Genomic DNA, 24,680 nt, shown 5'->3' with positions numbered 1-24,680 from the left:
ATTTTGTATAATCAAAGCACTATATTCCGTGATTGCATTTTCTGGAGAAAGATGATGAGTGAGACGAATGTAAGGCCAGTGCTTTTCAAGCATGCTTTTTGGGGTCATGTGATTACAGAAACTGTTGCTAGCGTTTGCACGCTTATTATTGCGCTGCTTGTACAGCAGTTCGTAGGGCACCGCGTACTAGGTTGGGAAACTGTGGTCATACTCGCGTTGAGTGTTGTGGTGTTTTCGCTGCTAAGTGCAGCGTATCTGCAGTGGGATAGGCATCGCAGACCAGATGACGGATCTGGTGATTTACTCATAGGAATCATCGATTTTGTGCTCAGGCTGCTGGTGACTTCTGGTATTGCTTTATTGCTTGTTTCCAATATCACGTTGCTAAGCATTATTATTGGTGCAGCGATTACTAGTGTGTTGCTGTTTGTTTTTGAAAAGCCTTGGCAGCCAGGTATGACGGATGCGCAATTACAGGAAGCTTCAAAGAAATCGGTTGAGCTTGGCGTTCAAATGCTTGAAGAAGAACGCGTAAAGCGCGCCGAGGTGAGAAACAAGATTGCATTACAGCATGCGAGCGCAGGTAAAACAGACACTCCTAGAGGTACGTCTCTAACATTCTCATCGTTAATCGTTGCGAATATGCTGATGGAAGCAGTATATGCTGTTGTTACATTTTTGCTTGCATTGATGCTGCAATGGTGGATGCTTTGTACTATCGCTGGCTGGAGCACGCTACTCGTCATATTCTTTGGCAATATGCTATTTTCTTGCGCGGCGGCTGCGATTATGGTTCTGATGGGCGCATTGAAGGCTGATCAACAGAAATGCCTAACAAAAAGTTGGCCTTTCTTAGTTATTGTTGTACTGCTTCGACTGCTGATCTTTGGTGTTCTCGCTTGGCTTCTTACACCGAGTTTGGCATGGGTGAGCGTAGTTGTTGGCATTGTGCTTACCAATATTGTTCTCGTTATCAAGTGGCACCCACGGAGAAGAACCGCAGTGGCCGCATAAGATTTTATAAGACTGTTTTCTTCTCTTTTAAGCAAAAGGTTCTACGTAACCCGTTATATCTTTCCTTTTTCCTTGCTATTAGTATTTATAGTTTTTGTTTAAAAAACTTAACAGCCATTTTATAAACAAATGTAACAGTTTTTTACGTGTTATATCTTGGCAATGTTGTATTAAAAAAGAGCCGCATGTTTCGCATATCTCCATCGTGTTTTATTTGCACTGGTTTTACCATTCTTAACCATCTTGTTGCTACATACACTACCAATGGGATTATTGCAAGAGTTCATCATTTAATTACAACAGTAGATTAGGTTAGTTTCATTAGAGTATTCTAATTGTAGTCTATTTGCATAATTTAGTATTTGGGGGAATAACCCTATTTCTATTTGTTACAAGTAAAACTTAGAACACCTTATACATTTTATGTGTTATCAAAAATAACAACAACAATTGTATGGCAAAAAATTATTGGATAGAATGAGTATTAAACCTATTTGGTGTGCGACTCCGTGGAGTAAGTGAGGAGAATATTCTTATGTACAAGGTTCTTATGTTCGTGCTGAAGTTGGTTCTGTTTACAGCTGTGAATTTTATGTTCCTTTACTTGTCGATGGTGGTATTCGGCCATGATTTTGGTGTGATGTTCAAAACGTATGGGAATGCGCTCGGTCCGCTTATGTTCATGCTTGCTTTGATGACAACGATGTCGTTGCCTAATGAAGGAACCATTTTTGAGGATAAGCGGCAAAAAAGTGTGTCTAAAAACCCGAGTTATCGTTGAAATACCACGGAAAACTCGCTGTTATTAAGCTAAAAAAGCTTAACATTCAGCATTACTTGACATTGAAAACAAAAGGGGCTTAGGACAATTTTTAGACATTTTGTGCAACCATAGCACGATGTTCCATAATTGTCTTTTAAGCCCCATTTTAATTCTGTGATTGTTGTAAAAATCAATATAAGTATGAATAGCTTGACGTAATTCTTCTGTACTATCCCAGCTACTGCGACTTAGATAACAAATTGCGAAAAAGTTATGCAATGAGAACGTTATTTGCAATTTTTATATTGCGAGCATGCTGTTAGCGATTAAGCCCTCACTTTGGTGTAAATTCATTTCCTTCCCTTTATCTGCTATTTTTATGTTCAAACTCAAACGAGAAAATAAGCGGGGCTTCCTACCATCACGGTGCTTGATCGTATTATCTGATGTAGTAATGCGAACATAAAAATCGTGTATGACAGTCGAAAAATCCCATTCGTGCAATTGTGTTGCAATATGCGATACAGTATTTTATGGTGTGTGTATGGAGGTTGGTTGATATGGCAGTTACTAAAAGTGCGAATGTGAGTGTGAGAATATCATCCTCTAGTAAATAAACAAGTAACCAGTCTGGCTTGATGTGGCATTCGTGAACTTAACGTTGTACATCAGTCTTGCAACAACGCTTTCTTAAGGTCTTCCATAGAGGAATACGATGGTACGTTAGGGTCTCTGGAAATTCTTCTAGCTTCTTCCATAGCAGCCAGTGATTCAGTGTTATATTGTGACTGCTTAATTATGAATGGGAAACCGCCTTCCATTATGGAAGTTCGTAAGAAAATATTGATAGCATCAGTGACGGAAATTCCGAAGCTGTCAAATAAGTCTTCAGCACTTTGTTTTACACTTGGTTCAATACGTATGTTGATGTTTGCAGTTTTAGACATATTATTACTTCCAACTACTTATAATGTATTGCAAATGTTAAACAAATGTTTTGTGGTTGCTTATATTTGAGTTTTTGACGTAATGCTCATATAATTTTCCACGTAAAGCACATTTAAGTTTATGAGGTGTTGCGCTATGACTGCCCAAATGATCGCTAGTCTTAAGAACGGTTTGAAAGGCATATAAAAGCACATAAAACAGCTTAAGATACATATTCTTTAGCAGTATTAAACACGCATTGCACATGATGTTTGTCATTATGTTTGCACGTGCGCGTTGGTTTTTACACGTTTTTTGCATGTTTTTGCGCGTTCTTATCGTTTCTTGTAAGCAAGCGTTATCTTTTTATCTAACTGATTTTCATTGTTGAAATTTATTCAATAATAGTAAGAATTAAGCTTTAATAACAAGTAAGAACGAAGCAATAATAATGAATAATAATATAGAAAACGCAACTGATAGTCGCGATAACAATAATAAGCAGTCAACTAGCAACTTAATATTGTGTATTGATAATGTAACAAGATCTTATTCTCGTGGATTCGGTCATAAGAAAACAACTCGCCAAGTTTTACATAACGTATCTTTTGATATTCATTCTGGTGAAATATTTTGCTTGCTTGGTCCGAATGGTGCAGGTAAAACAACTACTGTGAAAATTGTTGGTACGTTGTTAGCTCCTGATAGTGGTAGTGTTCGTATTGCTAGTATTGATGCTGTGAGTAATCCTCGAGAAGCACGTAAGCACGTGTCGTTACTTCTTGGAGGTGAGCGAGGATTTTATCAAAGGCTAAGTGCATTAGATAATCTTCGTTATTTTGCGGATCTTTCCGCTGTTCCATATAGGGAGCAAGGTAAGCGTATTCATGATGCTCTTGAGCAAGTTGATTTACTTGATAAAGCTCATGATGCTGTTCAAACTTTTTCAAGGGGAATGTGGCAGCGATTGCATATTGCTCGATCGCTGGTTGCTAGAACGGATCTTATGCTTTTAGATGAGCCTACCACTGGTTTGGATCCTGAAAATGCTAGGAAAGTACGTGAAATTATTCATGCTTTACGAGATCAAGGAATAGCGATTTTGCTAACTACGCATGAGATGAGTGAGGCTGAAAAATTAGCTGATACTATTGCTGTAATAAATCACGGTAATATTATCGCTCAGGGAAGTGTGCAGCAGTTGGCTTCTTTGCAGCATATTGATCATGTAACAATGTACGCGTATGACGGTGAACTATCAAGCGGAACTCCTAGTGTTAAGGAAGAATTGCAAAAACTTGACGGAGTGTTGTGGTGTGATGTTTTTGAATCACACGGAGTGTTAAATATTACTATCGCGTGGAGCAAAACAGTATCTCAAGAACGAAATATTAAAATTCCTGTTGATGGGATTACGCGTTTAGGTGATCGCGTTGCAAGTTTGGAAGAAACGTATTTTGCTATTGTGCAAAATGATAATATTTCTGCATCAAATACTTCTACTTCTACTTCTGCTGCTACGCTGTCTTCCTCGCCGTCCTTGCTCCCATTAAGTAAGTAGGAGGCTTAATATGAATACTTCTACTCATTCATACGCTTCTGTGATTCGTGGCATGTGGTTTCAGCTTAAAAGTTTAGCGAAAACAACGTTTTTCTTGCAAAATGCGATACTTGCTCCAGTATGTTTTGCGTTGATGAAAATTGTTGCCTACTATGGTTTTTCTCATGATTGTACCAACTGCCTTAATAATATTTGGGTTGATTCTTCTATAGCTGGATTATGGTCTGCTACAACTACTGCTGTTGGAATTATTGGATACCAGCGTTATTTAGGAACATTACAATATTTAACTTTAAGTGTCATCTCACCTGCTGCAGTGTTTCTTCCTATTGTAGGATCCGCAGCTTTACTTGGGTGCATTGGTATGCCGCTTGCGATTATTACCGTTGCTGTTTTCTGCCATGGGTTCTTTATGATAACATTCACGCAGTTAGTTGGATACTTACTTTCTATGCTTGCTTGCGTAGCTTCTGCTGCATTATTATCTGGAATTTTTGTATTATGCCGTAAAGCTACAGTTTATGAAGGTTTGATTTTAATTCCTGTATGGATGCTTTGCGGAATAGTAATCCCTGTAGAATCAATGTCATTGCCAGTTCGCGTTATTGCGTTTATTCATCCGCTTACGTCTGCAGTGTGGGTGGCTCATGCGCAATCGTTTAATGCTACTACTGTGTTAGCGATTGTGTTATGTGTTGTATTATCTAGCGTTTTGCTTGTTATTGCAGGTTTTATGTTACGTCATGCTATTCGACTTGCAACGCTTAATGGAAGTTTGAACATAATATGATACGAAATAATAATCAGGTTGAAACTATGCGAAATAAAATTATTCAAAATAGTAAGTGCGCTAGATTGCATCAATATAATCAATATTCACAGTATGGTCACGTGAGCGTGTTATCTAGTATACGAACTGGTGCAAGAGTGAGTATACAGAGTATACCTAGCTTAAATAGTTGGAATACTGCTGTTATTCGTATGATTATTGAGCCTCTTTTATCCACGTTCTTATACGTTTTTCTAGCTGGAGCTGTAAGCGGAGGATTCAATGGAGCAGCTAGTGTAGCGACTAGCGCTGGTTTTAATCATAGTTTGATTGCTTCAACTCTTGCTGCTGTGATGGGTGCGTGTTCTATTTCCACAAGTATGACTGTGTCAGAAGCACTAGCATGGGATCGTTTTGAAGGCACAACACCATTCGTGCTTACAAGCGCGAAAGTTGCATTACCATTATGGTTCGGTCGTATTATTGCGCTCGTGACTATTTCTTTAGTGAGTGATGCTGTGACTTTGTTTATAACAATGCTTGTAGTAAGCCCAAGTGCTTTCTTTGTGATTAATATGAGTGTGTTGATGCTGTTGTTCCTTATTGTTCCTGTTGCTTCTACGGGATTTGGTATCGCTATAGCTGCTATAAGCATGATGATGAATGATGTTTATACTATTTCTAACGCGCTTAGTGCAATACTTCCTATTGTTTGTGGTGTGATTGCTCCAATTAGCGTATTTCCTAAGATGATGCAATACGTGTTATACGTGATTCCAGTAACTCATGTTACTCAAGCATCTCGTAGTATAGTTGATGGTTCTGTAAATGTTGGCGTATCGCTACTTGTGATTCTTGTTGTTGGCATGTTATGGGCAATTGTTGGTGTGATTATATGGAATGTTGGTGTTGCGGTTCAACAGCATAAAGGTACTTTAACAAATATAGGGTTTTAAGTAATAAATATGGGATTTAGTTAATTAAATAAGGATTTTATTAGCGGGTATAGGGGGTGGGTGATACTAAAAGCATATTGATTATTGCGTAAGATTGTTCAGCAAACTATTAAGCCAATCTTAAACCTTTTAACGATAGCTTTTCCTATCGTTAAAAAGTGCACACACTTTGCACCCATCTGTTTATGTGCGGAAATGTTGTTTAAGAACAATTTTTATATTGCAATTCTGTCAAAAATTGTTTTTTATTGATTTTATTATCGCTTATTTGAATATATTCAAAGATGGTTCTTCTTAAATAAGATATGTTTTGAATCACAATACAAGAGTTTATATGTGTAAGTGAGCAGCGATATAGAAAAAGGAGCTGGGTTTGTGGCTCAGCTCCTTTTTCTTAATTATTTTCAATTATTAGTTTACTTTTGTTTAATTTTGTAGGTGAACTTTTTTACTCGCGATTCTTCTTGCGAGAGAAGAATGCTGCTGCAGCTCCCAGTACACCAATCATTGCGCTGATCAATCCTACTCGTTCCACTTCAGCACCAGTCTTTACTAATTGGGACGAATGCTTTGCAGGAACCTTGTTGCCAGACTTAGTAGATACGTTGGAACCTGAAGCACCAGTGGATGCATTACCAGCTTTGCCGTTGCCAGCATTACCGGTTTCAGCGTTACCAGCGTTGTTAGACGTGGAATCGTTACCCGAATCAGATTCAGAACCATTGCTGTTTCCAGTCTCAGAACCAGAACCGGAACCAGAATCAGAACCGGAATCAGAACCGGAATCAGAACCTGTTCCAGAACCAGAATTTCCGCCGTTGTTTCCGGCTTTACCAGTGGCGCTATCGGAAGCGGTGTTACCCTTCTTATCTTTAGCGGTTACCTCACTGCCGTCTTTGACTTTGTTTGCTGGGATAGTGACTTTACCAGTGTTTTCGTCAACGGTTACGCCTTCTGGAGTGTTTTCACCCTTCCACTTGCCGTCATTGCCTTTCTTGACAGTGATGGTCTTCGGGTTGGTTTCACCTTCTGGCGTATAAGTGATTTCCAGAGTATCAGTACCGGCTGCTGGTGTTACGTCAACGGAACCATCATTTTGAGGCGTGACGGTTGGAGCAGTTGGTTTTGCTGCTGGTGTTTCACCGGTTACGGTCGTGTTGACTGGGTCTCCGGTTACGCCATCCTTGCTTGGAGTGAGTGTGAGGGTGGTGTTCGGGTCTTGCTTATCAATATCGACAGTGAAGTTTCCGTCGTTTCCAGCGGTTACCTTACCAACTTCTTTACCGTTCTTGCTGATAGTGACTGTTGCGCCTGGAGTGGTTTTACCACTCACGGTTGTCTTGTTGTTACCAGTCTTGTTTTCAGCTTTCGGATTGCTGACAGTTGGTTTCACGGTTATGGTTAGCTTTGCGGTGCCGGTTTTTCCTGCCGAGTCTTTTACCGTGAAGGTTATAGTATGTGTGCCAACTTCCTTCGGCTGCATATTCTTAACTGTAAGATCAAAATCCTTTTCTTTATCAGTATTAGTTGTTTGACTTGATTTTATTCGAGATGAGAGTTCGTTAAGTTCAAGACCTAAACCTTGCATCAAAGCTTGTGCATTAGGTACTTCTTCAACCTTCACATCATCTTTAGCAACAATGTGAATCTTCAGATCTTGCCCAACTGCTACAGACAATGAATCGGCAGTAGCAGTAATTGTTGGGTTTTGAGTATCCTTAGGCGCAGTAGCTTGTTTTTTCTCACTTTTTTCTGAAGTTAGTTCAAATCCTTGAATTGTTACTTTAGGAGTCTTTTTATCAGGCTTCTTTACAGTCGTTGTTGCATATACGTCGCCTGCAGGAATTTCACCATCAACAGTAATCTCCGCTTTACCATTCTTAATTGTTGTAGTAGAGCCGATTTCCTTTTTATCTTTATCAAACAGTTTAACTGTTGTAGTAGTGCCTTCAGGAATGCCGCTTCCAACAGATACTGTTACTTTCTGCCCTTTCTTTCCAGCAAGATTAGTCAGATCAGTGTCGATAACTGGCTTCTGTGGTTTAACATTGATGGTTACTTTTGTTATACTCGTGGAATTATCGGAGTATGTTCCCTTAATACTAGAGGTAAATACGCCAACTGTCTTAGTGTTTGGAGCAGTGCCGTTCCACTTTAAGGATGGCTTCTCTTTAAGCTTGCCTCCGTCTGTAATGTCGACAAGTTTGTCGATTTCTGTCAATTGCGGTAATGTTCCACCAACGGTAGTATCAATGGTTTTACCGGTAAGAGGATGTTCTTTAGCAAGTTTTGTCTTTTTAGCAACTTTGACTTTAATCTTGCGCGTTGTGACGTTGCCAGAACCATCCTCGGAAGTAATAATTACTTCCTTGCCACTCATTTTTTTAGTAACAGTGATGCTGTCTGATGAAAGCGGATTACTTTTGCTTCCAGCGCCTTGCTTGGTTATAGGAGTGTCCGTTAAACCAGAAATGCTAAACTTCTCAATATAACCCTTGTCATCGGTGGTAGTGAAGCTTAGTTTATCGCCTTCCTTGAGTTCAATGGTCTGGTTGTCAGTTATTTCAGTGCCATTGTAATAAATTTTTGGTGCTTTGTTGTCGGCTTTATTGCGCTTTAATTTACCATCTTTGTCTTCATCGTTGTTTGGGTCTCTGCCAGAAATAACTGTGTATGCAGAACTTGTGGTTGCTCCCCAAGAACCGCTGTTTGCCCATGTCCATGCGTTTTGAATGTTTGCATACTTGTCGTTATAATTGTCTGCGTTTTTATTAATAGCTCCTGGACGAAGCTTTAATTCTGCATGCATATGATACGCAACATCGTCATACGGTTTAGCAACTGTTATACCTAAACCGTAATTTTTGTTATACTGCGGATTGTAAAAAGCATACGTTGTTTGATCTCCAGCCATTCGACTAATGAGTGCTTCATTTGCGTTTCCATGGAAGATTTGATCTAAATCGTCATAAAGTTTATTACCAGGATTAAGTCCTATACCTACCTGATAAAGAGCATAACCATCTTTGCCAAAATGCTGATCAGTTTGTCTCATGTTAGGTACAGAGAATGACAGAGAATCATCTTTTTCAAAAGCTTCCGGATCTTGCGACAGAATGTGACCTTCTTTTTTCGGTCTGTATGCATCGTATCTAAGATTAATAACCGTATCAGATTTATATAGTCCATTTGAATCCAAGTCTGCAATTGCATATGGTACCTGCCATAAGTACCATTGCTTGCTAGATTTAGATATCATTGACTTAGCATTGTTGTTGAAGAAAATATCGAAAACAAGATAGTCAGAGTTGCCACGTGTTTCCACATGCGCATACATAGCTGTTTTATCATTAACGGTTTTCCAAGAAGAATCAGATCCTTCCTCGTCTGATTTTATTTCTGTTGCATTGCTGTTTCTACCGCGTAATCTTCTGAATTCAAGAATATTTGGATACTGCAACCAAGGTTTCTTGTCGCCTAGTGGAACATATTCACGATCTTGATACACAGAACCTGTGCTATTCGTAAGCTTTTTAGCTGTTGAAGTGTACGTTGGTGTAGTAATTGTGGTTGCTGTAACAGCCATGGCAGGCTGGCTGCCTAAGCAGGTTGCTGCTGTCAACAAAGCAGCCATTGTTGCTAACGGAAGCGTATGTATTTTGTGAGCAGAATGCTTTCTAGAAGATTTTGATGATGTATGTTTTGAAGGTTTAGCGGTTGTCATAACAATCTCCTTAATTTTCCCTAATCTTTAATGAATTTTTAAACAAATAAATAGAACGAATTCTATGACAAATCTCTCCAATGCTAGTAATAAAACTCTCTATTTAAATGGGTCTACTTAAAATTCTATCATTTTTTGTTATTTTTCATGATATTTTTCAGTTTTAAATTAGTTTAAACTGTAAAATTTCCTACGGGGGGGGGGGGTGCTCTAAAAGAAAATTTTTTGCGAAATGTTATAACAACATATATTTTTCGAAAATTTTTTATTATTTTCGTAATCTGTAATAAGTCTTATGGTGTGTTGCAGATTTGTGATTGGGTAATCGCTGAACAAATGTTGTAGTTCATTACCTCACTATAATTTTGATACTAAATCGTTTAGTGCTTTATCGAATTCAGACATTCTGTTTTCTTGATTAAAGAATGGAAGACCTATAATCTTGTATCCTCTTCCTAAAATATCGTTAATCTTGTAGTTGTTCTCAATCTGCCCTAAGAATTTTTCTTTCCACTCATCTTCAAATAAAAGTTGACTACCTTTAGGCTCAACATATGCTTGATATGTTTTTAACATCCTCATACTCTTTCTCACGAATAAAGAGTATGAAATCAGGCTCAAAACGTTCACCTGAATCAAAAGAATAAATGGCAAGCTCAGGGATTCTCTCATTCTTAATAAGATAGTATTCAAGTCTTTTTGATTTAAGCTTCGGCTCCGTAAAAGTCGAAAGAATGTGAGCATTTGGAATGTTGAAAATCCAGCCTAGGGGTGCTTCTAGGATGTTTTTATGCTCAAAAATCAAGTTATCAAGCCAATCTTAAACCTTTTAACGATAGCCTTTCCTATCGTTAAAAAGTGCACTTATTTTGCCTATACATCTGTTTATGTATGGAAATAAGATCCTGTGGATTATCGGATGATTTTTAGCTACAATTATTTTGTAGATTGCATATATGCATTCTTTGTCCATAATTTACATCCCGTCAGTTTTATTAGACTCAAAGATGATTTGTACTACGAGATGAATGAATATTGGGCAGATGATAGTGAATAACAGAGTGAAAATTGAACATGATAATCGTAGCTGCAATTAGGTAAAGATTAAGTTGTAGAGGAGGCATAAATGAAGCATATCAAGTATTATGCTTTTTTGACTGTGGTAGTTTGCATTATGTCACTTATTTCAGGTTGTAAGAATCAAAATAGTTTTAGCGATAATAATAGAGAAGTAAAAACAGAAAATAAAAAGTCTGCAAGGAATGAAAAACACTCAGAAAATAATGAAGATGTTGACTGGAAAGAGGTAAGTAAAAATGGTGTTGATGAAACCTTGCTCATAAAAAACATAGATGAAAAGGTTCTCACATATGTGGCTAAACAATTACAAAATCTATGCGACGAGATCGGTGAAAAGGGGATCAAAGATAAATACCATTGGCTGACAGGACAATGGTATAACGATGTAATATATTCTAAACAATACAAGAGTGTTGTGTCGTTGGGTAAAAAAGCAATGAAACCATTGTTCCTAATAATATATAAAAGCAAAGAGGCTGGAATGTATGAATGGGTTTGTAGTAAAGCGTTAGATGAAATATCTGGTTTTGATTTCTCGGGATTAAACAATGGCGTAGGCTGGAGTAATTCTAAAGAATTTTTAAAGGCATTTACCGATAAAATTATTGAACAAAAAATTAGCAAACAAAAAAATTAACAACTCTCTGTTTACAATTGTCTTGGACGCCTACTAGGCAAGGTGAGATTGAGCATTATCAAGTCTCTTATTTGTGATTGCTAGTGGAGAAACTCGTAGTAGTTTTAGGATGGTTTCTCACGGCTTTAGATGCAAATTTTGCTTTTTTTTTAAACGAGAGTATAGTGTTATCAAATTTGTCAAATAAGCTATTGGATTTGTGTAGTTTGTAGTGAATTATTTAAGTTGGATAGCAATTTGCAAGTAATCATGCGAGTAGTTATGTAAGTTTGCATTATTTTGAAAAAGTTTTTAGGGGAGAGTTAGTTGCTGTGAAGACGATTTTTAGCAAAGATAATATTTTTATTCGTATGAGATCTATTAGTCCGGCATTGCGATGGGCGCTTGTTGGCTTTTGTTTTTCTATGCTCGGCAATCAGGCGTATGAAGGCTCGGTTTTGCCTTCGATTATTATTGTGGGCTTGCCGGCTTGGGTGATTGGTTTTCGTAAGACTTTTATGACGGTTGCCGATTTTCTTTCGCCATGCTCTGGTTGGATTGTTGATAAGCTTGGCGGTTTTCGCGCTCTTGCTATGACTGAAGGCGTAGAAGGCGTGCTCAGTTTGCTGCCGCTTCTTATGCTTGGCTCTCCTGCGTGGAAGTGGTCGCTTGTAGCTCTTTCTTGCGCGTTGTTGATTACTGGGCAAGTTATTGATATTGCTAGCGAAGTTTTCGAGGTTGATGCTGCCGGCGGCGATGACGGCATGATTGTAAACTACAGCGGCATTGTAAGCGTTTTGGCGAGTGTTACAGGAACCTTGCTCGGCTCTCCGCTTGGATCTTGGATTGCAAGCTGGTCGATTCCTGCGGTTTTGATTTTCTCGTCCGTGACTTCTTTTGCGGCTTGTGCTACGCGATTTATTATGAAACAAGATATTTCGCAAGCGTCTTGCGTAGAAGAGGAAGCGTCGCAAGATGTAGAGAATGAATCGCAAGAAAATCAAGAAAAGCAAACGGAACTGGAAAATAAAGCAGATTCCAAATCTGCAGATAATCAATCTACTATTAAGAAATCTGCGAATCCATCGCTCAAGAGTAAAATCATGCTTCTTGCCGGATCTCTTTTGGTTGCTTTTATTCCTGCATGCTCTGTTTCTTATATTCTTCTTGGTCTTGGTAAGCAATATGGCTCTAAATCCTTAACAATACTGTATATTTTCAGTGGCGTAGGAAGCGTGCTTGCGTCTGTTTTATATGCGCATTCGTCTCAAAAACTCGGTTTAAGAAAAATAGCGGTTTTAGGAATTGTTGTGAGCTTGCTTGCTTATTGCTTTATGTTTAGTAGTCTTTTGCCAATAATGTGGGTTGCATTCTTCCTTGAATCGATTGGTGGAATGTTGTTGGTGGAGCCGATTATTGTTGCGCGTCAGATTCTGTTCAAAGGAAGTGCGCTCGCTAAGTTTTCTGGTTGGGCGCGCCTTGCGTTTGCGATTGGTGCTACTACTGGATCTTGGATTGGATTTGCATTCTCGTCTACGTTCCAATGGCATCTGTTGCCTATACTTGCGCTGATTTTTACTGCCGGTTTGCTGGCTGTTTTACCACAGTTGCCAAATACCAGCTATGCGGCGCTCGCATGATTATTTGGAATATTTAATATTGAATATAGTTGTGACCTTAATCACATGGTAGTTTTTGTCTATATTACTTGAATTATTACGCGGGGGGGGGGGTATCCTTTGCTCTGTTAACAAGCTCTTTTACAAGATGTGAGTTTATGTCTGCAGAGCGAGTTGAAGAGAAAATATACAAGTGAGGACTGCTAATGGTTAAGAAAACACAAGCTGCTAAAAATGCTTTACATGTGTCTAAGAATTACGCGTATTTGAAGCCGAGTACACTTCGTTCAATGGCGAAAGAGATAAGTGGAACTCGTTTAGAAGCATGTAAGTCGTATGCGGTTTCACGTTTACCGAAAATTGCTGTGACTGCAACATTGGCAAGCTTGCTTGCTTGTGGTGCTGGTTTGCCAACTCATCAAGCTTGGGCTAATGGTTTTAATCTTCCTGATGGTAGCTATAGGTATGCAAATCGCGATTCTTCTACGCAAGTACAGAAATACGTGGATATTAACGCAGTTCCTTGTGATAAGAATAAGGAAACTGATAAAGACAAGGCTGATAGGGCAACATTCGGTCAGTACTATAAGGTTGAGTACCAGTTTAATTCTCATGGTGAATGGTGGGGCGGTCGACCATTCTGGTGGGCGAGCGTGCCTAAGGACGTCACGATTGTAGACGATAGCATTACTTTGTATAAGGACGAAGAGTTGACTGGTGGTTCAGCTTCTCAAAAAACAGGTACACAATATACAAAGGCTGCTTGGGATCAGTCTGTAAGCCGTTTCTGGTTTGATAATAATAAAGCGCAAGGTGCTGAATTTAAGAGTAACTGGGAAAGAATGACCGGTGAAGCCGGCGGTTATGACGAATCTGGTAATACTCTCGGTACTTCTAAGGAATATAAGGACGCTACTAGTGCCTTGATTATTAACTGGGAGAGTAGAGGCAATAGAAAGTCTAAGATTAGCTTCGTTATTAAACTGAAAAATAAAACAAAGCCGTTGAAGTTTGCTGCAGGTGTGTATCAGGTACTGGGTAACTGGCATTACACTGTTGGTAAGGTTGCGCTTGCGCCGACGTTGCCAGAGTATTCCAAGGAATTAGAGCTTACTTATCCTAAAGATAAAGTAGAGGTTGATTCTTCGAAATATGGCAAGAACCTTGCACAAGACGAAAAGAATAATGTTCTTACAAAGTTGTGGGAAGCTAATAAGAATAATGCTGATGTACTGAAAAAGCTTAAAGATATGCCGGAAGTTCCTACTGAAGAGGCTTTCAAGAAGGCTGTAAAAGTCAATAACGATGGTAGCGCAACGGTAACGTACAAAGATAACTCTACGGATACTATTTTTAAGGAGAATCTGACTAAACGCTACGTGCCATTGTCAGAGCGCACAAAAATTACGTATCCAGCTTTGACTTCTGTGAAGAATCCAACTGCTCTTGATCAGTCAGAGAAGAAGCAAGTTGAAGATGCTATTAAGAATGCTAATAAAGATAAGAATATCAAGAGTGTAACTGTTGATGCTAACGGCAAAGCGACTATCACGTTTGATGATAAAATTGGCACTCCTTCCACTAAGACAATTGAAGGCAAGTATCTTGTAAAGAAGCAGCGTTCACTTGCGGATAAGTTTACACCGTACTATCCAGTTCCAATGGCTGTTGGAAAACCACAAGGGTTGACTCAAGGTGAGCAAACAGAACTTGTGAAGAAAGTTTATGAGGCAAATAAAAATAAATCTGACTTCATAGATGCAATTGGTAAGCCTAAAGATCTAGAAGAAGCCAAGAAATCTATTACAGTAGATAATAAAGGCAACGTGACTATCACTTATAAAGATAATACTGCTGATTTTCCATCTACTGATAAGCTCGATGGCAACAAGCTGGTGTATCAAGCGAAGAAGCTTAATGAGACCACTTACATTACGCTTCCAGCTCGTACAGCAGTTGATAATGCTAAGAGTTTAAAAGAGGAAGACCAGAAGAAAGTTAGACAAGCTATATTAGGCGCCAATAGTGGTCTTAAAAGCAAGCTAAAAGATAAGAATGATAGCGCTATCGCATTTGATGACAGCAAGCATACTATGACTGTTAAGTTTAATGATGATTCAACGTCTACTTTCGACTACTCTGAATTGGTATACACCAAGGGGAATCCAGAAAAGCCAACGCTTAAAACTGGTGTAAATAAGAGTGGATATAAATATAACATCACAAAAATTGCTATTAATGATAAGGATAAACCACAGACTGCTGATTGGAATAATTTTGCGCGTCAATTTATTCGAGATAACTGGAAAGCAAAATCAGGTCAAACTGAAATAACAGATAATTTTATCAATAGTTCAGCTGATTTACTTCCTATGTTCAGCTCTGATGATCAAATTTCTACGGGTGGCATGCAGCTTTACCATTATGATGGTAAATGGGATGTTAAGAATGGTTCAGGTCTTACTCTGTCTAATGGTCGTAATACTGATGGAATACTTTCTATTTATCTTGGTAATGGCGTAATTGAAGTTAAGAGACTTAGTAACTGGAATCCTGGGACAGTATTTACTCTTACTAAGGATGACTGCTTTGTGTCTAATGCTGCAGCTTCTAATCCTGAAGCACTTAAGAAGGAAGCCAAGAATCTTATTGACAAGATTCTTCAGAAGCATGGCTTGAGTAAGGATGAGATTGATAAGTTCAAGAAAGATCATCAAGGTGAAATCAACAAGATTACTAAGCCAGAAGATGTAGACAAGATTATTAAGTCTGCTGATGAGCATGGTAAAGATGAGAAGAAAAAGAAAGATGCTCAGAAGCAGATTAATGATGCGATTAGTGGCTTAGATGAGAAAACTAAGCAAGAACTGAAGGACAAGCTTAAAGGTAAGACTGATCCTGATGAAATTAACCGCATAGTTAATGAAGCTAAAAATAAGAAGTCTGATGAGGATCAGAAGCAGAAGAATGATCAGCAAGCTGAGGAAGAAGAGAAGCAAAAGCAGGCTGTTCAAACTCAACAAGCTACTGATAATACTGCTGTCGACCAAAAGCAGCAGCAAGCTACTCAAGAGTAGAATACTTCTAATCAGCAAGCTGAAGAAGCTAAGAAGAAAGCTGAACTTGAGAAGCAAAAGCAGGCTGCTATTGATGAAATTAACGGGAATGATAAACTCAAGCCTGAGGACAAAAAGCAGTTTATTAATAGCATTCAGACTGCAAGTGATGAGAATGCTATAAATACTATAAAGCAACAGGCTAAAGAAAAGGCTACTCAGAATCAGACTGCTGCTGATAAAAATAATAACAATGGTCTTGATGCTGCTAAGCAAACTGCTAAGAATACTATCGGTAAGCTCACTAATCTTAATGATACTGAAAAGCAGAAGTATCAGGGTGAAATTGATAGAGCTAAAGATCTTGATGGTGTTGAAACCATATTAGATAATGCCAATACTGCTGATGCTAAAGCTGCAGCTAAGAAGAAGATTGCCGATCTGAAGAAGAATGATAGTCTTACTAAAGATGAAGCTAACGATTTAACCGGTCGCATTGACAGTGCTAAGGATTTGCGAGAAGTTGAGGGTATTCTTGAGGAAGCTGAGCTAAAGAAAGCTAAAAAGGATGCTAAATCTGAAGTAGATAAGCTCACCAATCTTAACAAAGCTCAGAAGGATGCGCTTAAAGCAGAGATTGATGATATTGAGACAGATCCTACCAGCAATAATTTGAATACTGTCGATCAGGCTAAGACCGCTATCACTGCTGTTGTTACTAAGGCTAAAGATCTTGATGGCAAGATGAAGTCGCTCAAGGATCTTGTGACTCTTGTTAATGGTCAGAAGTCTACTCTTACAGCAAAGCCTGATTATAAGGATAATAAGAAGACTGCTTTTGACAGTGCGTTAAAGGCTGCGGAAGATCTTATTAAGGCTGACTCTGCTGAGAACAAGACTGCTGATGAAGTTGACAAGATTAGTAAAGCTCTTGAACAAGCTGTTAAGGATCTCGGTGGCAAAACTGTTGATAAGTCTGCGCTGCAAACACTTATTAACAATGATGCTGATTTCAAGAAGACGATTGCTTATATTAATGCAGATCAGACTAAGAAAATTACTTACAATGAAGCTATTGCTGATGGTAATGCAGTGCTTACTGATGCTAATGCAACTGCTGAGAACGTAGCTCAAGCTGTTGATGCTATCAATTCTGCTAAAGCTGCTCTTGATGGCAAAGTCAATATAACTGGACTTGAGCAGAAAGTTGCTGAGGCTAAGAAGCTGAAGAAGTCGACTAACCCTCAATCTGCTGGCGATGCTAAGTATGAGAATGCTTCTGAAGCAAAGAAGCAAGCTGTTGATTCGGCTTTGCAACAGGCTGAGTCTGCTCTTGCTGATGCTAAATCTACAGCAACTCAAAAACCTGGTGAGGCTGCTAAGTCTCCTGAGGATAAGCAGAAAGCTGTTAATGATGCATTAACTCAACTTACTAATGCCATTAACGCTCTTGACGGTAACGACAAGACTCAATTGGTAACAAAGCTCACAGAAGTAAAAGATAAGAAGAATGATGTTTCTTATAAGAATGCTTCTGCTGGGAAGCAAGCTGCTCTCGACAATGCTATAGCTTCTGCAGAAGGTATTGTAAAGAAAGCTGGTGCAACAGCAGATGAGATTACTCGCGCTATCACTGCTCTTAAGAATGCTGTTACTGGTTTAGATGGTCATGATGCTTCTGGTTTGCAGGCGGCTGTGACTGATGCTGAGTCGAAGAAGAAGACTGTTGCTTACACGAATGCTTCTGATACTAAGAAGACTGCGTTTGATCAGGCTTTGCAAACTGCTCAGACTATTCTTGCTAAGAAGGGTGCAACAGAGAAAGAAATTTCTGATGCTACTACTGCTCTTAAGAATGCTGTTACTGGTTTAGATGGTCATGATGCTTCTGGTTTGCAGGCGGCTGTGACTGATGCTGAGTCGAAGAAGAAGACTGTTGCTTACACGAATGCTTCTGATACTAAGAAGACTGCGTTTGATCAGGCTTTGCAAACTGCTCAGACTATTCTTGCTAAGAAGGGTGCAACAGAGAAAGAAATTTCTGATGCTACTACTGCTCTTAAGAATGCTGTTACTGGTTTAGATGGTCATGATGCTTCTGGTTTGCAGGCGGCTGTGACTGATGCTGAGTCGAAGAAGAAGACTGTTGCTTACACGAATGCTTCTGATACTAAGAAGACTGCGTTTGATCAGGCTTTGCAAACTGCTCAGACTATTCTTGCTAAGAAGGGTGCAACAGAGAAAGAAATTTCTGATGCTACTACTGCTCTTAAGAATGCTGTTACTGGTTTAGATGGTCATGATGCTTCTGGTTTGCAGGCGGCTGTGACTGATGCTGAGTCGAAGAAGAAGACTGTTGCTTACACGAATGCTTCTGATACTAAGAAGACTGCGTTTGATCAGGCTTTGCAAACTGCTCAGACTATTCTTGCTAAGAAGGGTGCAACAGAGAAAGAAATTTCTGATGCTACTACTGCTCTTAAGAATGCTTCTAATGCTCTTAATGGAACTGTAGATACGTCTAAGTTGCAGGCTGAAGTTGACAAAGCTGATTCTTTGAAGAAGTCCGTACAGTATACGAATGCTGTTCAGGATAAGAAATCTGCGTATGATACTGCTCTTAAGAATGCTGAGTCTGCTCTTGCTGATGCGGAGAATGCTCAATCAGCGAATACTTCTGATCAGAAGCAGACTGCTGTTAATGTTGCGCTGCTTCGACTTCAAACCGCAGCTGCTGCACTAAATGGTGTTGATATTGCTGATTTGCAAGCTGAGATTGCTCTTGAGAATAGTGTGAAAGAATCTGTAAAATACGCGTATGATACTGCTGAAAAGCAGCAAACATATAATAAGGCTTTGCAAGATGCGAAGGAGCTTATATCTAAGCTAGCTGATCCTGCTGGTAAGGGTGTAGATCTTGCTGCTAAGTCTCAATCAGATCGTCAAGCTCTTGTTAATACTGCGTTAAAGAATCTTAAGAATGCTAAAGATGCTTTAAATGGTGTTAATAAGACGGTATTGCAAGCTGAAGTTGATGATGATTCTCACTTTAGCAAGTCGTTTGCCTACTTGCTTGGTGAAGCTCCTGATTTGGATGTGTATAAGAAGGCGTTGGCTGAGGCTAAGCGTGTGCTTGCTGATAAGAATGCTACTCAGGCTCAAGTTGATGCTGCGTTGAAGGATCTTCAGGCTGCAAAGAACAGTATTGCGAATAAGTATAACGGTGCTGGAACCGGCAATATTGGTTCTGGTTCTGGAACAGGTAATGCTGGAACAGGTAATGCTGGAACTGGAACTGGAACTGGTGCTGGTGCTGGTAATGCTGGTTCTGGTTCTGAAGCTGGTCATGGTGTGAATGATAATGCGCCTACTACTGTGGATAAGGGTGAGTTGAATGTTCAGATTCAGGGTGCTGAGTCTGATTTGCAGCCTGGAAATGCTGGTAACGGTAACGCTGGTGCTGGTGCTAATACTGGTAATGCTGCCAACGTAGCTGGTAACGCTGGTGCTGGCGTAAACTCTGGTAATGCAGGTAACACTGCTAACACCAATGCTGCCAACGCTAACGCTAATAATGCTAATGGCGTAAATTCTGCTGCTGTGAATGCTGCTGTTGAGAATAATCCGGCTGTGAAGCAGGCGGATGCTCAAGTTGCTAAGGCTCAGGCTGCTCTTGATGCTGCTTTGGCTGAGGCTAAGAAGGTTGCTGCTGATCCTAACGCTACTCAGGCTCAGGTTGATGCTGCGGTTCTGAATCTTTCTGCTGCTCGTAAGGCTTTGGCTGCTGCTAAGGCTCATGCGGCTGATGTTCGTGCTTCTGTGCGTGCTCAGGTGTTGAAGAGTGGTAGTGTTGCTCAGCTTAGTAAGACTGGTAGTGACGTGTCTGTGTTTGGCTTGTTTGCTGCAACTCTTAGTGCTGCTGGTGCTGCGCTTTTCTCGGCTAAGCGTCGTGGTACTTCTCGTCATAGTAATAAGTAGAATATTTGCTAGCTGGTCTGGTTATTGCAGATCAGCTAGTTTTAGAGCTGCTTAATGCTTGTTTAATTGTATTCAGTAAGTTTGCTGAGTATTGGGTTAATTAGCATAATGAAGTTAATGTAAAATGTGCCTCACTTTGCGTCTTTCTTTACTACGCAAAGTGAGGCATTTTGCTATTTTAGTTTGCGATTACACGGGAAGTTATTGTTGCTTACTATATCTTAAGAGTTATCTTGCTTACAAAGCACTTATTGAAGTGTTTAGTCACTGAGTTGCTAAGTTATTGAAATATCGAAACATTAAAGCTTAACGATTTGCATATATATGCATCCTTATGTATAATCTTTAAAAATAAAATCTTGCAAGTGCTAATACACGTAAAAGAGTATAAAACATTCTGCACAAATTACTATACAGGAGACTCTCATGCACAAGATTGTTCAAAAATGGAATAACATTGACCTTATTTTACGCATTGTAATTGGTCTTTTTCTCGGTGCTGCGCTTGGTATTTTTGTGCCAGCTCACGTCTATGTGCTAGATCTTATGGGAAAACTTTTCGTCAGTGCGCTTAAATCTGTTGCGCCAATTTTGGTATTTTGCCTAGTTATTGGTGCGCTTGCGCAAGCAAAAAGTGTTGGCAATATGAAATTGGTAATAGGGCTGTACACGCTATCTACGTTTACTGCAAGCCTTGTAGCTGTATGTGCTGCTATGATTTTCCCTGTTGATTTTACTTTTGCTCATGTTGCAGCAGCCTCTTCGCCGTCTCCTCAAGGAATTGGTGAGGTGCTTAATTCACTTGTGCTAAATATTGTTGTTAATCCTGTAGATGCTCTCGTTAAAGGTAACTTTATTGGTATCCTCTTCTGGGCGATTGCTTTCGGCGTTGCTCTGCGATTAGCCGAGCCTTCTACAAAAGCATTTTTCGATAACGTTTCGTCTGCTATTGGAAAAATTGTCCACTGGATTATTAACGCAGCACCTTTTGGCATTATGGGTCTTGTTTATACAACAGTTGCAAGTAACGGTCTTCGTATTTTTAGTGAGTATGGTTTCGTTATTGCTTTGTTAGTAGGCACAATGGCTGTTGTTGCTTTGATTCTTAATCCTATTTTGGTTTTCGTGCTTACGCGTAAGAATCCGTATCCTCTTGTTTTTAGAACTTTGCGCGATTCGGGTGTTACAGCGTTCTTCATGCGTTCTTCTGCTGCAAATATTCCTGTGAATATGAATTTGTGCGAAAAGCTTGGATTTAACAAAGACAATTACTCTGTTTCAATACCGCTTGGTTCAACTATTAATATGAGCGGAGCTGCTATAACTATTTCTATCATGTCTTTGTGCGCTGCTCACACGCTTGGTATTCGCGTTGATATTCCAACGGCTGTGATTCTTTCTGTGCTTTCTGCAGTTTCTGCTGCAGGCGCATCTGGTGTAGCTGGTGGTTCGCTTTTGCTTATACCTCTTGCATGCTCGTCGTTTGGTATTTCAAACGATATCGCTATGCAAGTAGTTGCTATTGGTCTTATTATTGGTGTTATTCAGGATTCTTGCGAAACTGCACTTAACTCTTCCACAGATGTTCTCTTTACTGCGGTTGGTGAATATCGTATGTGGCAGCGTGCAGGTATTAAGTTTAAAATGGGCAGGGATCATGAGCCAGTGCAGCTTAAAAAGTAGCTGTTCTAGCTGTTACTAGTTTTTGCTAAGTATTCTTGCTAGTGCGCGTTCTTACGTTTTTACGTTTTATGAGCGCGCACATTTATTATATTTGGATGTTTACTGTAAATGAATCTAACGGATGTTCAAATAAAATAGTAGAAGTGGAATCAGTATTTTTAGCGCGCATTAGACTTTAGGGAAGTGGTAGGTTGTGTTTGCAGGAATGCTGCGGTTGATCCACGCGTTTGCTGCAATTACGCTTCCGCTTCCGATTGTTGTTTCGCCGCCAAGAATAGTAGCATTTGCGTAAATTACTACGTTGTCGCCAATATTTGGATGTCTTTTCCCGCCTTTTATAGGATTTCCGTCCTCGTCTAGCGCAAAGCTTTTCGCACCAAGCGTTACTCCTTGGTAAAGCTTAACATGCTCGCCGATTACAGTTGTTTCGCCAATTACAATGCCAGTTCCGTGATCAATGCAAAAATATGCACCAATTTTTGCTCCTGGATGAATGTCAATTCCGGTTTTTCTGTGAGCATATTCGCTCATAAGTCTAGGAATTAGTGGCACGTTAAGCTCATAGAGTGCGTGAGCTGTGCGGTGAATAAGCATTGCGTAAAAACCAGGGTATGCGAGCGTGACTTCTACTTTGCTTGTGCAAGCAGGATCGCCTTCATATATTGCTTGAATATCTGTTAAAAGTAACTTTTTAATTGCAGGAAGTTTATGTATGAATTGATTGCAAGTTTCTTGAATTTTAATTGAGTTGCTTGTATGGGATTGAAGTTCATGGAATATAATGCGTTCTATAGTGTCTAACGCGTTTGAAGTAACGGTATTCAAAGTAGCATTGAGTTGCGCAGTATCGTTACTTACATTGCGTGCATGCAACTCAGGCAAAAGTAACACCTGAGTTGCATGTATGAGCGCAATAATATTGTGATAGTTAGGTATGAATGTAGCTTGCCTTATGTCAGAATCATGAATTGAATTGAGTTTGTTTATAAGGTCAAGATGCTCATTCATACATTAATCTCCAGTATTTTTTGTTTTCTTTATTTTCTCGTTTTAATTACTAATTAATATTTGCATATATTATTTAATCAAAACTTGCGTGTTTATAGTAGTGCTACTAAATACAGTTAGTTTTCAAATAATGCAGTAGACAAGTATCTATCTCCTGAATCTGGAAGTATTGCAACTATGGTTTTGCCTGCATTTTCTTCTCTTTTTGCTTCTTGGATTGCTGTCCAAACCGCAGCTCCGGAAGAAATGCCTACGAGAACGCCTTCTTTTTTGCTTATAAGCTTGCCGCTTTCAATTGCGTTTTCATTTGTTACATGAACAATACGATCGTAAATGTTTTGGTTGAGCACATCTGGCACGAATCCTGCACCGATTCCTTGAATCTTGTGCGCTCCTGGCTTGCCGCCTGCGAGCACAGGGGAGTCGGCTGGTTCTACTGCAATTACTTCAAGCTGCGGATTTTGCTCTTTTAAATATGTTCCTGTACCAGTAATTGTGCCGCCTGTTCCAACGCCAGCAATGAGCATATCCACGTTTCCGTCAGTGTCTTGCCAAATTTCTGGGCCGGTTGTGTTGTAGTGCGCGTGCACATTTGCTTGATTGGTAAACTGTCCTGGAGTCCACGCGTTTGGCGTGTTTTCAACGATTTCCTTCGCTTTGGCAATTGCGCCTTTCATTCCTTCTGCAGCAGGTGTGAGCACGAGTTCTGCCCCGTATGCTTTCATAAGTTTTCGGCGTTCAATAGACATGCTTTCTGGCATCACAATAATGCTTTTGTATCCTTTTGTTTGTGCAATCATTGCAAGACCAATGCCAGTGTTTCCAGAAGTTGGCTCAACAATTACTGAGCCTGGCTTAATTGTGCCTGTGGTTTCTGCTTCTTCAATCATCTGCTTTGCGATGCGGTCTTTTACGGAACCTGCTGGGTTGAAGTATTCGAGTTTTACGAGGATTTTTGCTGCTAGATTGTACTCTTTTTCAATGTGAGTAAGCTCCAGAAGTGGAGTGTGACCTACGAGTTCTTGCACGGACTTGTAGATGTTAGACATAATATTTCCCCTTACTTGTTTGTTTTGTTTAATTTAATTTGTTTAATTTTGTTTATTTTTAATTTTTAAAAAATAATTTTTTATTAATAAAGAGACTGTTGTTTATTAGTTGTTTCTAAAAATGCCATTTATCTGTTTAATATCTAATCCGTATTAAATTGTTATCTTTTCAACGTTTTATATTCGAATTTTGGCATAAAAAAAGAAACAGCGCGCTGTTTCTTAAATCGTAATTTGCTGTGTTCTAACGTAAATGCTTTTAACACAGGCTAGATGCTATGCACAGTTAGTGCTTGAAAACATCATTTCGATTAAGAAATGCGCAACAGCATACGTTACAACAACAATTTGTCATCATATTTGTATGATACATGTGCACTCCTTTACTCGTCGAAATGGTGATAAGTGGAAACTATAGCGAATGGATTTGCGTTTGTCAAACTTAATTTAAGTTCGCTAATCTTAATTTGTGCTCTATGATCCTATTTTGTGTTTGCCAAACTTAATTTTAAGAAATTATATGTTACTTTCATGCATTTTCGTTATTGCTGCTTTTGAGAGTTGGTTGTTTAGCAGATTTGATAGTTTATTTGTGAGTTATCTTATACTGGAATTTGCTAAGTTTGTTTGTTATAATTGGCATGTTAGTTCGGTGACGGAAGTTGACAAACTGAGATCATGAAAAATATAATCCTCGACAGACAGACAGACAGACAGACAGACAGACAGACAGACAGACAGACAGACAGACAGACAGACAGACAGACAGACAGACAGACAGACAGACAGACAGACAGACAGACAGCGTGATGCTGTCTTTTTCGTAACATAATTTTTATCGTCTCACCACTCTATACATTGTTTATTTTGTATTGAA

15 protein-coding genes and 1 pseudogene are annotated in these 24,680 nt (G+C 39.3%); 10 read left to right on the top strand and 6 right to left on the bottom strand.

Annotated elements, in window-relative coordinates; translation table 11 throughout:
- Positions 1-54: 54 nt before the first annotated feature.
- Positions 55-1,014, top strand: coding sequence for a hypothetical protein (locus HXT29_RS02935; RefSeq protein ID WP_032835260.1), 960 nt, complete (start codon positions 55-57; stop codon positions 1,012-1,014).
- A 535-nt stretch (positions 1,015-1,549) separates the two neighbouring features.
- Positions 1,550-1,795: a hypothetical protein gene (locus HXT29_RS02930; RefSeq protein WP_004573997.1), complete on the top strand. Its 246-nt coding sequence runs from the start codon at positions 1,550-1,552 to the stop codon at positions 1,793-1,795.
- Positions 1,796-1,834: 39 nt separating this feature from the next.
- Here the strand turns inward: HXT29_RS02930 and HXT29_RS02925 are convergent, their stop codons facing one another.
- Positions 1,835-2,056 (bottom strand): IS3 family transposase, encoded by a 222-nt coding sequence (locus tag HXT29_RS02925; RefSeq protein WP_217428672.1) that lies wholly within the window; start codon positions 2,054-2,056, stop codon positions 1,835-1,837.
- 389 nt (positions 2,057-2,445) lie between these two features.
- A complete protein-coding gene (locus HXT29_RS02920; RefSeq protein ID WP_004573998.1) occupies positions 2,446-2,724 on the bottom strand; it encodes a type II toxin-antitoxin system RelB/DinJ family antitoxin in 279 nt (92 codons plus the stop codon).
- A 431-nt stretch (positions 2,725-3,155) separates the two neighbouring features.
- Here HXT29_RS02920 and HXT29_RS02915 point away from each other — a divergent pair, with 431 nt between their 5' ends.
- From HXT29_RS02915 to HXT29_RS02905, 3 genes are read left to right on the top strand one after another with little or no spacing between them, the layout of a single operon-like run.
- A complete protein-coding gene (locus HXT29_RS02915; protein WP_004573999.1) occupies positions 3,156-4,265 on the top strand; it encodes an ABC transporter ATP-binding protein in 1,110 nt (369 codons plus the stop codon).
- A gap of 10 nt (positions 4,266-4,275) precedes the next feature.
- Positions 4,276-5,055, top strand: a complete 780-nt coding sequence (locus HXT29_RS02910; RefSeq protein ID WP_004574000.1) for a hypothetical protein — start codon at positions 4,276-4,278, stop codon at positions 5,053-5,055.
- Positions 5,052-5,990: an ABC transporter permease gene (locus tag HXT29_RS02905; RefSeq protein WP_004574001.1), complete on the top strand. Its 939-nt coding sequence runs from the start codon at positions 5,052-5,054 to the stop codon at positions 5,988-5,990. The genes HXT29_RS02910 and HXT29_RS02905 overlap by 4 nt, the downstream gene beginning before the upstream one ends.
- A 448-nt stretch (positions 5,991-6,438) precedes the next feature.
- Here HXT29_RS02905 and HXT29_RS02900 read toward each other — a convergent pair whose 3' ends face one another.
- Both HXT29_RS02900 and HXT29_RS02895 read right to left on the bottom strand, forming a co-directional pair.
- Positions 6,439-9,714: an Ig-like domain-containing protein gene (locus tag HXT29_RS02900; protein WP_422118238.1), complete on the bottom strand. Its 3,276-nt coding sequence runs from the start codon at positions 9,712-9,714 to the stop codon at positions 6,439-6,441.
- Positions 9,715-10,071: 357 nt separating this feature from the next.
- Positions 10,072-10,296, bottom strand: a complete 225-nt coding sequence (locus HXT29_RS02895; RefSeq protein ID WP_241760354.1) for a hypothetical protein — start codon at positions 10,294-10,296, stop codon at positions 10,072-10,074.
- Between the two features lie 544 nt (positions 10,297-10,840).
- Between HXT29_RS02895 and HXT29_RS02890 the strand changes: the two genes are divergently transcribed.
- The 5 genes and pseudogenes from HXT29_RS02890 (at position 10,841) to sstT (ending at position 21,746) form a co-directional block, all read left to right on the top strand.
- Entirely contained in the window at positions 10,841-11,431 is a 591-nt protein-coding gene (locus tag HXT29_RS02890; RefSeq protein WP_004119982.1) for a hypothetical protein, read from the top strand.
- 311 nt (positions 11,432-11,742) lie between these two features.
- Complete coding sequence (locus HXT29_RS02885; RefSeq protein WP_004119980.1) at positions 11,743-13,050, top strand: MFS transporter; 1,308 nt, start codon at positions 11,743-11,745, stop codon at positions 13,048-13,050.
- 185 nt (positions 13,051-13,235) lie between these two features.
- A pseudogene (locus HXT29_RS02880) lies at positions 13,236-17,735 on the top strand (GA module); the annotation flags it as partial.
- A gap of 33 nt (positions 17,736-17,768) precedes the next feature.
- A complete protein-coding gene (locus HXT29_RS02875) occupies positions 17,769-20,063 on the top strand; it encodes a hypothetical protein (protein ID WP_422118458.1) in 2,295 nt (764 codons plus the stop codon).
- A 426-nt stretch (positions 20,064-20,489) separates the two neighbouring features.
- Positions 20,490-21,746, top strand: a complete 1,257-nt coding sequence (sstT, locus tag HXT29_RS02870; RefSeq protein WP_422118237.1) for a serine/threonine transporter SstT — start codon at positions 20,490-20,492, stop codon at positions 21,744-21,746.
- A 168-nt stretch (positions 21,747-21,914) separates the two neighbouring features.
- Here sstT and epsC read toward each other — a convergent pair whose 3' ends face one another.
- Both epsC and cysK read right to left on the bottom strand, forming a co-directional pair.
- Positions 21,915-22,754: a serine O-acetyltransferase EpsC gene (gene epsC, locus HXT29_RS02865; protein ID WP_422118236.1), complete on the bottom strand. Its 840-nt coding sequence runs from the start codon at positions 22,752-22,754 to the stop codon at positions 21,915-21,917.
- Between the two features lie 116 nt (positions 22,755-22,870).
- Entirely contained in the window at positions 22,871-23,803 is a 933-nt protein-coding gene (gene cysK, locus HXT29_RS02860) for a cysteine synthase A (protein WP_004119971.1), read from the bottom strand.
- Positions 23,804-24,680: the final 877 nt, after the last annotated feature.

It is taken from the genome of Gardnerella sp. DNF00550, from assembly GCF_049262685.1.
Lineage (GTDB): Bacteria > Actinomycetota > Actinomycetes > Actinomycetales > Bifidobacteriaceae > Bifidobacterium > Bifidobacterium leopoldii.
The sequence above is the reverse complement of the archived record's forward strand: the minus strand, read 5'-3'. Positions and strand labels throughout refer to the sequence as shown.